This window comes from Thalassotalea sp. 1_MG-2023, from assembly GCF_030546745.1.
GTDB lineage: Bacteria > Pseudomonadota > Gammaproteobacteria > Enterobacterales > Alteromonadaceae > Thalassotalea_C.
Genome location: NZ_JAUOPD010000001.1, coordinates 130618 through 145688 on the forward strand (window position 1 = coordinate 130618; position 15071 = coordinate 145688).

At 38.8% G+C, this 15071-nt stretch carries 13 protein-coding genes; all 13 read left to right on the top strand.

Features of this window, described 5'->3' with window-relative positions; all coding sequences use genetic code 11:
* Positions 1 to 60: 60 nt before the first annotated feature.
* From Q4489_RS00570 to Q4489_RS00630, 13 genes are read left to right on the top strand one after another with little or no spacing between them, the layout of a single operon-like run.
* Positions 61 to 1467: a TIGR03013 family XrtA/PEP-CTERM system glycosyltransferase gene (locus Q4489_RS00570; RefSeq protein ID WP_303475677.1), complete on the top strand. Its 1407-nt coding sequence runs from the start codon at positions 61 to 63 to the stop codon at positions 1465 to 1467.
* Positions 1468 to 1469: 2 nt separating this feature from the next.
* Complete coding sequence (locus tag Q4489_RS00575; protein WP_303475679.1) at positions 1470 to 2321, top strand: XrtA system polysaccharide deacetylase; 852 nt, start codon at positions 1470 to 1472, stop codon at positions 2319 to 2321.
* Positions 2322 to 2334: 13 nt separating this feature from the next.
* Positions 2335 to 3369: a FemAB family XrtA/PEP-CTERM system-associated protein gene (locus Q4489_RS00580; RefSeq protein ID WP_303475682.1), complete on the top strand. Its 1035-nt coding sequence runs from the start codon at positions 2335 to 2337 to the stop codon at positions 3367 to 3369.
* Between the two features lie 6 nt (positions 3370 to 3375).
* Positions 3376 to 4575, top strand: a complete 1200-nt coding sequence (locus Q4489_RS00585; RefSeq protein WP_303475685.1) for a TIGR03087 family PEP-CTERM/XrtA system glycosyltransferase — start codon at positions 3376 to 3378, stop codon at positions 4573 to 4575.
* Positions 4576 to 4589: 14 nt separating this feature from the next.
* On the top strand, positions 4590 to 6017 hold the full coding sequence (gene xrtA / locus Q4489_RS00590; RefSeq protein ID WP_303475689.1) for an exosortase A: 1428 nt from the start codon (positions 4590 to 4592) through the stop codon (positions 6015 to 6017).
* Positions 6014 to 7111 (top strand): glycosyltransferase, encoded by a 1098-nt coding sequence (locus Q4489_RS00595; protein ID WP_303475693.1) that lies wholly within the window; start codon positions 6014 to 6016, stop codon positions 7109 to 7111. The genes xrtA and Q4489_RS00595 overlap by 4 nt, the downstream gene beginning before the upstream one ends.
* A 16-nt stretch (positions 7112 to 7127) precedes the next feature.
* Positions 7128 to 9017 (top strand): XrtA/PEP-CTERM system amidotransferase, encoded by a 1890-nt coding sequence (locus Q4489_RS00600; RefSeq protein ID WP_303475696.1) that lies wholly within the window; start codon positions 7128 to 7130, stop codon positions 9015 to 9017.
* A 4-nt stretch (positions 9018 to 9021) separates the two neighbouring features.
* Positions 9022 to 10236, top strand: coding sequence for a TIGR04063 family PEP-CTERM/XrtA system glycosyltransferase (locus Q4489_RS00605; RefSeq protein WP_303475699.1), 1215 nt, complete (start codon positions 9022 to 9024; stop codon positions 10234 to 10236).
* A complete protein-coding gene (locus tag Q4489_RS00610) occupies positions 10233 to 11318 on the top strand; it encodes a glycosyltransferase family 4 protein (protein ID WP_303475701.1) in 1086 nt (361 codons plus the stop codon). The genes Q4489_RS00605 and Q4489_RS00610 overlap by 4 nt, the downstream gene beginning before the upstream one ends.
* A 10-nt stretch (positions 11319 to 11328) precedes the next feature.
* Complete coding sequence (locus Q4489_RS00615; protein WP_303475703.1) at positions 11329 to 12675, top strand: phenylacetate--CoA ligase family protein; 1347 nt, start codon at positions 11329 to 11331, stop codon at positions 12673 to 12675.
* A 1-nt stretch (position 12676) separates the two neighbouring features.
* A complete protein-coding gene (locus tag Q4489_RS00620) occupies positions 12677 to 12799 on the top strand; it encodes a hypothetical protein (protein WP_303475711.1) in 123 nt (40 codons plus the stop codon).
* Positions 12796 to 14115, top strand: a complete 1320-nt coding sequence (locus tag Q4489_RS00625; RefSeq protein WP_303475714.1) for a putative O-glycosylation ligase, exosortase A system-associated — start codon at positions 12796 to 12798, stop codon at positions 14113 to 14115. The genes Q4489_RS00620 and Q4489_RS00625 overlap by 4 nt, the downstream gene beginning before the upstream one ends.
* Positions 14116 to 15069, top strand: coding sequence for a polysaccharide deacetylase family protein (locus tag Q4489_RS00630; RefSeq protein WP_303475716.1), 954 nt, complete (start codon positions 14116 to 14118; stop codon positions 15067 to 15069).
* The last annotated feature ends 2 nt before the right edge of the window (positions 15070 to 15071 follow it).

A 15071-nucleotide genomic window follows, 5' to 3' on the forward strand; every position in this document is an offset into this window, starting at 1 on the left:
CAAAAAACACAGATATTTTTAGCTATTTAAAGCGCTTTTTTCAGGGATTGTTTTTACTTTATGTCTAATAGTAATTTTCGTAATTTATCAACGGGAAGTAAATCATTAGTTATTATTGAACTAATACTTTTTGCTGGTGCTTTTCTCAGTGCTTATACGCTAAACCAGTATTTTTCTATCGTTAGTCACTATACGTTAGAAAGTAATGTCATGTTTATTTATGCCATTGTGTATGCATTAGTTATCCAACTTTCCTTTCTCGCATTAGGGCTTTATAACACCAAATTACGGGAAAGCTTTCGTGGTTTAGTTAGACGCATATTAATGTCAGTCGCCATTGGCTTTTTTGTTGTTACCTTGCTTAACCCTTTTTATCCTAATGGCGGTATAGCCACTGAACTATTAGCAATAGCTTCTATTATTAGTTTTATTTTTAGCTGTATTTTCCGTTATTACACTTTAAAGATAGACTTTTTTGGTCTAAATAAGCGCAAAGTGTTAGTACTTGGTGCAGGTGAAAGAGCCTCTATTATTGAAAAGCGTATGCGCCGTGATGTAGACAGGCAAGGTTTTTCTATGCATGGCTTTTTGGTCATGAATGGTGATGCTGATGTAAACGGTATCGTGAATGAAAATCGTATCGAACTCGATGGTGCGTTAGTCACCTATGCTATAGAGCATGAAATTGATGAAATAGTGGTTGCTAGTGATGAGCGCCGCGATAACCTGCCCGTTGATGAACTTTTTGCCTGTAAAATTCGCGGTATTGAAGTCACAGAAATTTTAGATTTTATTGAACGTGAAACTGGGCAAATAGCGGTAAATTTAATTTATCCAAGTTGGGTGATATATTCCAATGGCTTTGCTAGCAGCAACCATTTACGGAATACGTTAGATTGGGTGTTTAATGCCAGTATCGCATTTGTTCTCTTTTTGATCACTTGGCCCGTTATGTTGATCACAACATTGTTAATCAAACTTGATGAAGGGTTCAAAGCACCTGTATTTTATTTTCAAGAGCGAGTCGGTTTAGATGGGCAAGCATTCAAAATTTACAAATTTAGAAGCATGCGTATAGATGCTGAAAAAAATGGTGCCCAAATGGCATCAGAAAATGACGATAGAACCACACGAATAGGTAAGTTTATACGCAAATATCGTATTGATGAATTACCACAAATATATAATGTAATGCGTGGTGATATGGGTTTTGTTGGTCCTCGTCCTGAGCGTCCAGAGTTTGTACAGCAGCTGATTAAAACCATTCCTTACTATAACGAGCGTCATAACGTAAAGCCAGGGTTAACGGGTTGGGCACAATTAAAGTACCCTTATGGCTCTACCGAAGAAGATTCGTTAGAAAAGCTGAAATACGATCTTTACTACATCAAGCACCGTAGCTTCATGTTAGATTTATTAATTTTGATCCGCACTGTTGAAATAGTGTTGTTTGGAAAAGGCCGTTAATTTTGATTCAATATAACAAAGTAAATGCCATGACGGTTGATGTAGAAGACTATTTTCATGTCTCTGCTTTTGAAAACATCATTACAAAAGATAACTGGTCGCAATATGAAATGCGGGTTGAAGAAAACACCTTTAAATTGCTTGAATTATTTGCCAAGTACGATGCGAAATCTACCTTTTTTACCTTAGGTTGGGTGGCAGAACAGTGCCCCAACCTTATTAAAGAAATTGTTGCACAAGGCCACGAACTAGCAAGTCACGGATATGCGCATAAACGTGCATTAGAAATGACAAAAGAAGAATTCTTTCAAGACGTTGATCGTTCAAAAAAAGCCTTAGAAGATATCTCAGGTACTGCCATTAAAGGCTATCGTGCGCCAAGCTTTTCTGTGAAAGACCAAAACACCTGGGTTTACGATATATTAGTAGAACTTGGCTTTGAATATAGTTCAAGCACTTATCCAATAGAACATGATTTGTATGGGGTACCTGATTGGCCAAGGTTTATCTATCAGCGACCGGAAGGTATAACTGAAATTCCTATTCCGACTATTCGACATAATGGTACCAATACAGGTATTGGTGGCGGTGGTTATTTTAGGCTCTATCCATATTGGATGTCGAAAAAACGCATTGAAAAGTATTTATCGATAGAACAACAACCTTATAGTTTTTATTTTCACCCTTGGGAAATAGATGCACAGCAGCCTAAAGTGGCAGGAGCATCGTTAAAGTCGAAAATAAGGCATTACATCAATTTGTCACGTATGGCAGGTAAAGTTGAGCGCCTTTTACAAGACTACCAGTGGGACACCATGGAAAATGTTTATTTAAAAGGAAATCGCACTCAATAACGAGGATTGAAAATTGGTTGCACGCGTAATAACAATAACAGAACAAGATTTTACCCGTTGGGATAACTACGTAAGAACTCATAAACAAGGCTCTTTTTTTCATTTGTCTGGCTGGATGTCGGTCATTTCAAAAAGTTTTGGTCATTCGTGCTATTACATAATGGCAGAAGATGGTGATCAAGTTTTAGGGGTATTACCATTAGTAGAGGTGAAAAGTGCGTTGTTTGGTCATGCGCTTATTTCAACGCCATTCTGTGTTTATGGCGGTGCTATAGCTGATAACGATGATGTAGTTCGAGAATTAGAATCACACGCTAAAACGTTAAGTGAATCGCTCGAGGTTGATTACCTCGAATTACGTTACCGACATGCTCAAAATAATGGTTTACTGCTTAAACAAGTGCACAGCACTTTTGGTTGTGAATTAGCAGAAGATAGCGAACAAATACTTGCTAAAGTAAAGAAAAAGCAACGTGCTGTTATTAGACACTCGTTAAAAAATGAGCTAAAGCATCAAGTTACGCATGATGTTGAACAATTTTATCAATTACTCTCAGAAAGCTATCGTAATTTAGGTACGCCGATTTTCAGTAAACAGTATTTTGAAAATTTAATGAATGAATTTTCTCAAAATGCCGACATACTTGTGGTGAATGATGCTGAAGGTAATCCTTCAAACGCTGTCATGAACTTTTACTTTAACGATCAAGTGCTGCCTTACTACGGTGGTGGCAATAGTGCTTCCCGTGCAATAAAAAGCGCTGATTACATGTATTATCAGGTAATGTGTCATGCTAAAGAAGAAAAGGGGAGTCAATGGTATGACTTTGGCCGTAGCAAACATGACAGTGGCCCATATAAATATAAGAAAAACTGGGGTATGGAGCCAGAGCCACTTCATTATTATTACCACTTAGTTAATGCCAAAGAATTACCTAATTTAAGCCCTAATAATCCTAAATATAAATTGTTTATTAACCTTTGGCAGAAGTTGCCGTTAAAGGTCAGCCAATTTTTAGGACCATTTCTTTCAAAATACTTAGGATAAGCATATATGAACAAGGAACCGTTACTTTATCTTTGCCATCGTATTCCTTATCCGCCGAATAAAGGCGATAAAATACGCTCATTTAATATTTTGAAAAAGTTAAGTGAACACTACGATGTCTATTTAGGCTGTTTCATTGATGACCCTTTTGATAAGCAATATGTATCAGCACTGAATAAATATTGTGTTGATGTCTGTGCGATTGATCAACACAAAACCTTGTCAAAAATAAAAGGTTTAAAAGCCTTTATTACCGGCCAAGCTATTACGTTACCTTATTATGCTGATACCAAAATGAAGCATTGGGTGAACCGTACCTTTCACCAGCAAAACATTAAGAATATTTTTGTCTATTCGTCATCTATGGCGCAATACTGCCAAGACGATGAATTTTCCGTAGCAACACGAGTGATTGACTTTGTTGACGTAGACTCTGATAAGTGGCGTCAATATGCGGAGAAAAAATCAGGAATTGCTAAGTGGGTTTTTCAGCGTGAGTATGAAAAGCTTGCTCAATATGAAGCACAGATCACTGAAAAATTTACCCATAGCTTATTTGTTTCGCCAGACGAAGCTGCACTTTTTAGAAGCTTACAGCCAGAGCAGGTGCAACATAAAATCCATGGGGTATTAAATGGCGTAGATGTATCGTTTTTTGATCCAGAAGCTAAAATGGCTGATGAATCAATTCCTGAACACCCTTTTATTGCTTTTACAGGGGCGATGGATTATTGGGCTAACGTTGATTCAGTGCTGTGGTTTGCTGAACATGTTTGGCCGAATATTAAGCAACAAGCTCCTGACTGTTTATTCTACATTGTGGGTGGAAATCCATCAGCAGAAGTTGAAAAACTTGCGGAACGACCTGGAATCGTTGTAACGGGGCGCGTGCATGATATTCGTCCGTTTATTGCCCAATCAGCATGTGTAGTTGCACCAATGCAAATTGCTCGGGGAATTCAAAATAAAGTATTAGAGGCGATGTCGTTAAATAAACCTATTGTTACTACCACGATGGGTATGGAAGGCATTAACGCGCCAAGTAATGAACATTTAGTGATTTCAGATGATCCTGTTGAGTTTACTAATGCATGTGTAAATTTCTTAGCGGATAAAACCCAACCGGCGAATAGACGGTGGGTAATTGATAACTTTACATGGCAAGCAACACTGGCAAACTTGCCAGACTATTTTAGTGGTAAGTAATTAGGACGAGAGAAATGCAAAGTAGAAATGCGAAGGTTTTGCTTGGTTTTAGTCTACTGATTTTATGTTGGGGCTGGCTATTTTCTGATGCCTTAATAGGTATGGAAGCTATATGGCGCCGCTCTGATACATTTGCACACGGGTACTTTATTTTACCTATTGCCATGTGGTTAGTATGGCGTAATAGAACGCCTTTATTAACCGTGCCGTTAAGTACGAGTTGGCAAGCACTCGTGGTATTATTAGGCGCTGTAGGGTTAGGATTAATTGCAGCGGTTGCTGATGTCAATGTTGTGAGTCAACTAGCTGCAGTTATCGCCTTAATGGCTATTTTCTGGTTAGTGATTGGTAACAAGCTAGCGCGCATTTATAAATTTCCGCTAATCTATTTATTGTTCCTAGTGCCAATGGGAGAAAATTTGATCCCGTGGCTGCAAGATGTCACCGCATGGTTTACGGTATTTTTCTTGCAGTTAACAGGGGTGCCTGTTTTTCGCGATGGATTATATATTCAAACACCGTCAGGCCTTTTTGAAGTTGCCGTAGCATGCTCAGGTATTCGCTATTTAATCGCATCTGCAGCCGTAGGTGCTTTATTTGCCTACTTAAACTATACCAAGCTTAAAAAACAAATCATTTTCTTCTTATTTGCCTTAATTTTACCTATTTTGGCGAATGGTATTCGTGCTTACCTAATCGTTGCTATTGCCCATTATTCTGATATGAAATATGCAACGGGAGCAGATCATTTAGTGTACGGTTGGCTGTTTTTTGGTTTTGTTATCATGATGATGTTTTGGGTGGGTGGTAAGTTTATTGATGAAGAGCAAAAACCTAACGCTGAACTACCCACACAAACAGGGAATTATCGGGTTACCAGTATCATCAGTGCAAGTGTGGTAATGATCACTGCGGCGCTTCTTTTAAAACAAATTCCGGTGGTTGAAACACCAAGTAATCCTCAGCCGATGTTAAACGGTGCGCTTGTCAAGCAATCAAACTGGGGGATCACGTTTTCAAAACCGATTGCACATTCTTTTATCACTGACGGAAACTTTGAAGTATTTGTCGCAAAATATGCAAATAAACAAACCGAAGGTGAATTGATTTCATTTACTAATAAATTGCATGATGCAGAACGCTGGACTGTCATTGAACAGCAAGAAGTAGAGAATGAACTTGGGCAACTGCAATTTGTTCTATTACGTAACACATCGGGCAAAACACGCAGTTATGTTTATCAATATGTTATTGGTCAATATTCAAGCGTGTCTTCAATGTGGACCAAGTTGTATCAGGTAATATCGTCGTTAACTGGCGGGGCACACGTCAGTTATGTTATCGCAGTATCATTAGCACCAAGTAATGAGCCAAGCCAAGAAAAGTCGTTACTTATTGAAAAACTGTCAGCGGTGAAAAATAAGATGGAACCGCATTTGTGAGTACGAGAAAAACGATAGCGCATTTAATTTTGCAGCTGGACATTGGCGGGCTTGAACGGGTAATGCTTAATTGTATTCGGCAAATGCAGCAACAAAGCGATGTTAAGCATGTCATTATTTCACTGACAACAGCGAATAACTTCTCTCAAAGCGATCTTAATGAGCAAGTCCCTGTCTATTGCTTGCATAAAAAAGCTGGGAATGATTGGAAGTTACACTTTCGCTTATTTCAGCTATTAAGAGAAATTAAGCCTGATATCTTACATAGTTATAATTTATCAACGATTGAATATCATCCTATTGCGATGTTAGCGGGCGTGAAAGGCAGAATACATGCAGAGCACGGACGAGATATAAATGATCCACAAGGTTTAAACAAAAAACATAACGTTTTGCGAAAGCTTATGTCTTTATTCATTCATCGATATATAGCCGTTAGCCAGGAGTTGTTTCAATGGTTAAATACCACCGTGGGTATTTCAACAAAGAAAACGCAGTTGATTGCCAACGGTATTAATACCGAGTTGTTCAATTTACCGAAACAGCATAGCCAACATATACGTTTTGCTAATATTGCTCGTTTATCTCCGATTAAAGATCACAAGAATTTGCTACGAGCTTGCCAATTACTGCAACAAGATCACGGTGAACAAGCATGGTCAATGACCATCATCGGTGATGGCCCACTTCGTCAAGAACTCGAGTTATTAACCCAAGAATATCAGCTCAATGAACGGGTACACTTTCTTGGTGCGCGAGACGATATTGCGCAGTTATTAACACAGGTTGATGTGTTTGTTTTATCATCAATTGCTGAAGGTATTCCAATGACCATTTTAGAAGCAATGTCGGCATCAACCGCAATAATCGCAACCGAAGTAGGTGGTATTCCACAAGTCATTGAACAGCATAAAGAAGGGATTCTAGTAGAAAAACAAAACTCAGTTGAGCTTGAAAAAGCGATGGCGTTTTATCTAGATAATGTTGAAAAAACAACAGAACACGGTGAACAAGCCCGTGAAAAAGTATTGAATTCATACAACGAACAACGCATGGTGAAAGACTATTTAGCATGCTACGACCAGCTGCTATAGAAAGGGTAAACGAAGAATGTGTGGTATTACGGGTTATTTAAAATTAGATAAAGATGCAGAGGTTGATGGCACATTACTGGCTAAAATGAACCAAGCGCAGTTTCATCGCGGGCCAGATGAAGGCGATCAATATGTTGATCAATATGTTGGCTTGGCACATCGACGTTTATCCATCATAGACCTATCATCGGGTCAACAACCGATGAGTAGTAATTGTGGTGACTATATTATTGTTTTTAATGGTGAAGTGTACAATTTCCTTGAAATAAGAGCTCAACTCATCTCGCTTGGTTATACCTTTAATACCCATTCCGATACCGAAGTAATTTTAAATGCTTACATAGAATGGGGGCCACAAAGCGTTGAACGACTCAACGGTATGTTTTCTTATGTGATTTGGCAAAAGTCTACCAATGCCTTTTTTATCACCCGTGATCGTCTTGGCATTAAACCGCTTTTTTATACGGTGATTGATCGAGTTTTTTATTTTGCATCAGAGCTTAAAAGTTTAAAATTAATACCTAACCTTGATAAAAAAGTTGATGTAAAAGCGCTAGAGCAATATTTTGCATTTGGTTACGTTGCTGAACCAAATACCATTTATCAATCTGTGCATAAATTAAGTCCAGGCCATACCATTTACTTTGAAACACCCCAAAGCCCAATGAAGATTCATCAATATTGGGATGTGAGTTATGCCAAACAAACCGATCTATCTGAACAAGAATATATCGACCAAGCGGTTGCACAGTTAAAGAAATCTGTTGATAGTCATATGATGGCAGAAGTGCCTCTAGGTTCGTTTTTATCAGGTGGGGTTGACTCAAGTGCTGTGGTGGCAATGATGTCACAAGTGAGTGAGCAAAAAGTAAAAACTTGTTCAATTGGTTTTGATGTAAAAGATTATAATGAAACTGATTTTGCTCGTATGGTAGCGAAGCGCTACAACACAGATCATCTAGAAAACATCGTAAAAAGCGATGACTTTGATCTGCTCGATATGTTGGCTGAACTTTACGATGAACCCTACGCTGATAGTTCAGCAATGCCAACGTATCGTGTTTGTGAACTAGCACGTAAAAAAGTAACTGTTTGTATGTCAGGTGATGGTGCGGATGAGCTTTTAGCTGGTTATCGTCGCTATGCATTAATGATGAATGAACAAAAAGTACGAGATAAAATACCAGCAGCAGTGCGTAAGGCTATTTTTAAACCGTTAGGGAAACTATACCCTAAGCTTGATTGGGCCCCACGTTTTCTTCGCGCTAAAACCACTTTTCAATCGCTAGCCATGGATATTGTCGAAGGTTACTTTCATGGTGTTTCAATCATGAATGATGAACAACGTAAGGCATTGTTTTCTCCAGAGGTTCATGAGCAACTTGCGGGTTATCATGCACTTGATGTGTTTAGACATCACGAAGCGAACTTTGATGGCGATGACCCACTTTCCTTAATTCAATATTTAGATATTAAAACCTACTTAGTGGGTGATATCTTAACCAAAGTAGATCGCGCAAGTATGGCACACAGTTTAGAAGTGCGTGTACCCTTTCTAGATCATGAATTTGTCGAGTGGTCTGCCCAAGTTCCACCACGGATGCGATTAAAAGCAGGGCAAGGGAAATATGTTTTGAAAAAAGCCATGGAAGAGCACTTGCCGCACGATGTACTGTATCGCAGCAAAATGGGCTTTAGAGTACCACTAGCTGACTGGTTTAGAGGCCCACTAAAACAAAAGCTAAAAGATGCATTACTCAGTCAAGAAATGCACGAATCAGGGTTATTCAATATGAATACTATTCGTCAATGGATAGATGATCACCAGTCAGGCAGAAAAGAATACAGTGCTCCATTATGGACTTTACTGATGTTTGCCTCTTTTTATCGTCAAGCAACGAGTTAATTGCATGAAAGCATTACACGTATTAGACCACTCAATACCTTTACATAGCGGGTATACCTTCCGTACACGTTCGATCTTGAAAAAACAACACCAGTTAGGGATTGAAACCTGTCATGTCACTAGTCCTAAACATGGTAATAGCGTAAAAGAAACAGAAACGGTCGATGACCTAGTGTTTTATCGTAGTGCGCCACCAAGTGGCGTGTTGTCAAAATTGCCTGTTTTGAATCAGTTAGCCTTTATCGAACCTATGGTGGAACGGATTCTAGAAGTAATAGCGATAGAAAAACCAGATGTAATACATGCACACTCACCGGCTTTAAATGGCCTAGCAGCTCTTAAAGCCGGTAAGAAGTCGGGCTTACCTGTGGTGTATGAAATTCGTGCCTTCTGGGAAGATGCCGCCGTTGACCATGGTACCTGTAAAGAAGGGGATTTACGTTATAAATTAACGCGTGCCATGGAAACACATGTTGTTAAACATGCTGATGCGGTGACAACAATTTGCCAAGGTTTGAGAAAAGACTTAATCGGTAGAGGGTTCAACGAAGAAAAGTTTACTGTGATTGCCAATGCGGTAAATGTTGAGCAATTTGATGTTATTACTGAGAAAAATCAAACTTTAGAACAAGAGTTATCATTAGCGAATAAAACAGTGCTTGGCTTTTTAGGATCTTTTTACGCCTACGAAGGACTAGATTTAGCCATTAATGCATTAGCGGAAGTGGTAAAACAACGGCAAGATATACATTTATTGTTGGTCGGTGGTGGTCCACAAGAAGACAACTTAAAGGCGCAAGTGGCAGCATTAGGGTTAACTGATTATGTAACTTTTACTGGCCGAGTACCACACAGTGAAGTAGGGCGTTATTACAGCTTGGTTGATTTATTAGTTTACCCTCGAAAATCGATGCGTTTAACTGAACTTGTTACTCCATTAAAACCATTAGAGGCGATGGCTCAAGGTAAACTGTTATTAGCGTCTGATGTCGGTGGTCATCATGAATTGATCACAGATCACAGCAATGGTTATTTGTTCAAAGCGGATAATGTCGATAACTTGGTTGAAAAAATACAACAAATATTAACGGAGAAAGCCCATTGGCAGGACGTTATTGCCGAAGGTAGGCGCTATGTAGAGCAAGTCAGAAACTGGCAGAATAGCGTGGAAAACTATATCGAAATTTATCAAAAAATAACAGGAAAGTTAGTTAAGTGAGTACTTTAAAGCGCGTCGCGATTGTTGGCCCTTTACCGCCTCCTGCTGGCGGAATGGCGAACCAAACAAGAAAGCTTGGTGAGTTTTTAACAGAAGAAGGGCTTGACGTGGATATCGTTCAAGTGAATCCTGCTTACTTCCCTGCATTTATTGGTAAAATACCTATTATTCGCGCGGGTTTTCGCTTAGTTCAGTATCTTGTTTCACTAAAGCGGCAACTCAAGCACGTAGATGTGGTACACATAATGGCGAATTCTGGTTGGTCTTGGCATTTGTTTGCAGCCCCCGCAATTTGGGTTGCCCATGGCTTAAATAAACCAGTAGTGTTGAATTACCGTGGTGGCTATGCACAAACGTTTTTCGAAAAATCATGGTTTTGGGTCAAACCTAGTCTTCGTAAATGTCAGCAAATATTAGTGCCGTCCGCTTTTTTACAACAAGTATTTCATCAATTCGAACTGCAAGCTGAGGTAGTGCCGAATGTATTGGATCAAACGAAATTTTATCCAGCAGAGCAAAAAACGGTTAATGAACAACCTCATATTATTGTTACTCGAAATTTAGAAGAGATTTATGACGTTGCTACCGCTATTAAAGGCTTTGCGCTTGTACATCAACAGTTTCCACAGGCACGATTATCAGTAGCAGGTACAGGACCAGAGTTAACTAATTTACAAGCGTTAGTGAAACGATTAGCTATTGAAAGCCAGGTTAGTTTTGTTGGGCGATTATCCCCAGATGAAATCGCTGATCTATACCGCTCAGCCGATGTTATGGTCAATACCAGTATTGTTGATAATTCGCCCAATTCGATAATTGAATCGTTAGCGTGTGGCACACCAGTGGTTTCAACGAATGTAGGTGGTATACCAACGTTAGTAACAGATCAGCACGATGCAATTCTGGTAAACATAGAAAATGAACAAGCCATTGCTGATGGTGTAATTAAGCTCTTGCAAGATGATGCATTTCGCGTGACACTGATTGAAAATGGTCAAAAAACTATCAGTAAGTTTTTTTGGAAAAATGTCTGGAGTAACTTACAACAGCATTATGTAAAGGCCATTGCGGAAAAAGGATAAACGCTTCGTTATGTATACTAAAATTGTTTCGTCATTGTTGTTTCCACTGCATGAAAAATTAAAAAAACATGATACTGTGGCGATTAAAAAAGCCTTAGAAGAGTCGCAATGGCAAAGCAAAGCGGCAATTTTAGCGCAACAGGAAAAGCGCTTACATAGCTTCATAAGTACCGTTGTTAAGCATGTGCCTTACTATCGTCAATTATTTAAAAAATTAGGCCTTTCAGCACAAGATATTAACAGCAAAGCAGATCTCACCAAGTTACCTTTTTTAGATAAACCCGTTATACGTGAGCACTTTGAACAACTAAAGGCCGATAATGCTGGGCCAGTCAGCCCTTTCACTACGGGTGGCTCTAGCGGTACGCCGTTAACGTTTTTGCTAAGTAATGAACGCGTCAGCCATGATGTTGCTGAAAAGTGGCGTGCAACCCGTTGGTGGGGTGTCGATATAGGTGATAAAGAAATTGTTGCATGGGGCTCGCCAATTGAATTGGGCGCTCAAGATAAAGTCAGATTGTTTCGCGACAAATTATTCCGTTCCACCTTAGTGCCAGCTTTTGATATGAATGACACTAAGCTGTTGAATTTCATTGAAACGATAAAAGCTGAAAAACCCAAAATGCTATTTGGTTATCCGTCAGTGTTTAGTTTGATCGCTAAAACAGCACAAAAACACAATATTCGTGTAGATAATCTTGGCATTGAAGTGGTGTTCGTAACATCTGAGCGTTTATATCCCTATCAAAGAGACATCATTGAAACAACGTTTGGTGCACCTGTAGCCAACGGTTATGGTGGTAGAGATGCAGGGTTTATTGCGCATCAATGCCCTGACGGTAAAATGCATTTAAGTGCCGAAGATATTGTCGTTGAAATCATCGATCGTGAGGGTAACCCAGTGCCTGATGGTGAAAAGGGTGAAATAGTGATAACTCATATGGCGACATCTGACTTCCCGTTTATTCGTTATCGTACAGGCGACGTGGCGGCGATTGACCCTGAGCCATGTTCATGTGGTCGAGGGCTACCTTGCTTGATGGATATCGAAGGAAGAACCACTGATTTTATCGTCGCTTACGATGGCACAATTATGCACGGACTTGCATTAATTTATGTGTTAAGAGAGCTTGAAGGCGTTGGTGAATTTAAAATAATTCAAGAAACGACATCATTAACGAAAGTACAAATAGTGACTGAGACCGGTGATTTAAGCGAAGAATTATCGTCTAAAATCATCACTGACTTTAAAAAGCGCTTAGGTGAACAAGTCACTATTGAAATAGAATTAGTAACGAAAATTGATGCTGAAAAGTCAGGTAAATTTCGTTACGTAATCAGTAAAGTAGAGGCATAACGTGGAAAGCTTTCTATGGGCGTGTAACCTTGCTGCTGTTGTCTACCTTTGCTTTTGGGCAATAAAAGAAGATAACAAAACAGCAGAGGCTGACGAAGAAGACAAGAAGGATACTCGTCGATGAGAGATCTATTAATGGTTTGCGTGATGCTTGCCATTTTCATTGCTGTGTTACGTAAGCCTTTTATCGGAGCTGCAATGTGGCTTTGGGTCGCCATGTTTTTCCCTAAGGGTTGGGTATACGGCTTTGCTGGCTCATTCAGATATAATTTGATCGTCGTTATTTTGGCATTTGTCTCTTATATTGTTAGCAAAGAAAAAAAGGATAAATTGCCGTCTGACGGTTTAACCATTCTAGTATTCATGTTCCTACTTTGGACACTCATCACCAGTATATTTACTATTTCCATATCGGCTGTTGTTTGGACTGAATGGGTTGAATTTCTAAAAATAACCTTACTGTTTTATTTTTGTATTTTAGTGATCAAAAAAGAGCTTCATATCAACGTTATGATATGGGCACTGATGCTCTCAATTGGCTTTTATGGAGCGCTTGAAGGCCTTAAATACATTTCTTCAGGTGGTGGACACCGAATACATGGCTTTATTGGTCATGTGTTAGGTGATCGAAATGAATTGGCTTTAGCATTTAATATGTTGCTGCCATTAATGTTTTATTTAGTGAAAATAAGTAAATCCAAACTTTTTAAGTTTGGTATTAATTGCGTGATAGTACTTTGTGTCGTGGCTATTATTGGAACGCATTCACGAGGCGGTCTTTTGGCTTTAATAGTGGTTGGCGGATATTTTTGGTGGCAAAGTAATCGTAAAATACTCTATGCATTATTGTTGACTGTATCGCTTGGTTTAGGCAGTAAATATATTCCAGACGACTGGATGAATCGTATGAATACGATTGAAACGGCAACAGAGGATAATTCATTTTTAGGCCGGGTTTTAGCTTGGAAAACGGCTGTGCTTATTGCCAATGATAATTTTATCACTGGTGGCGGCTTTAAATCTGGGCAATATTCAATAGTGTGGGATGGTTACGAAGGTTATGCTTATTTCAATAATATTGTCGATACGTCTCATTTGTCACATGTTCGGTTTAAAGCTGCACATAGTATTTATTTTCAGGTATTAGGTGATCATGGCTATATTGGCTTTTTTATCTTTATGTTGTTGATTTTTGTTGCCTATAGGAAGGCATCGAAAATTGTAAAACACTTAAAGAAAACAAAAGAAAATGAAGAAATGCAGTTATTGTGTCGCATGATAAAAGTATCTCTTATAGCTTACTGTGCCGGTGGTGCCGCCGTGAGTTTGGCATATTTTGATATGCTCTACGCCATACTTGCGATATTGTTTGCTATAGAACATAGAATTATTAAAAAAGAAAAAAAGAGAACATTCACACTCGATGGACGGAGGGTTTAAGTGTTGAATTGGCTGCTAAAAACAATAATAAAACATTACAGCAAAGGACGTCACGGTAATAAATTAAATATTTTGACTTATCACCGTGTAGATGAATTTGAAGATCCACTTAATCCAACGGTATTATCCGTTAAAGATTTCCACAATCAATTAAGGTGGTTAAAAAAACACTTCGTTGTTTTGTCTATCGACGAAGCACTTAGCTTAATGGAAGCTGGTAAATTGCCATTTGGTGCCGTGTGTTTAACCATAGACGATGGTTACAATGATAGTTACCACCATATTTTCAGGTTACTAAAGGAAGAAGGGCTTGTTGCTAACTTCTTTATTGCTACAGGCGGTATAGAAAGTGGAGCCTTGTGGGATGAATTCATTCGTCATGCTTTTGCCAAAGCACCGGTATCGCTGACTGAACTCAGCCTAAATAATCAAATATTTGATATTTCTACGTTTAATCAACGATTGAAAAGTAGAGATATCATTATTGAAAAAATTAAGTACATGACCCTAGAAGAGCGTGAGGTGATGATTGACGCACTATACAAGCAAACAGGTGCAACGAAACCACAACACAGCTTTTTGTCTAAAGAGCAAATTAAAGAAATGCACGACAATGGCATGATTATCGGTGGTCACACACATAATCATCCAATATTAGCGGTGGAAAATAAAGACGTTGTCGATCAACAGATAATGGAATGTCATGGTATTTTAGAAAGTATTATTGGGGAGAAAGTGAAATATTTTGCTTTTCCTAATGGCAAGCTAGGTATTGACTTTCGTGAAGAGCATAGCCAATTATTAAAAAACATCGGCATTAAAGCTGCACTTTCCACTGATTGGGGAACATTAGAAAACCTGACTGAAGACCGCTATAGAATTAAACGGTTTACCCCATGGGATGATACCAAGTGGCGGTTCTGTATTCGACTAGCGTTTAATTATAGGAATTGATC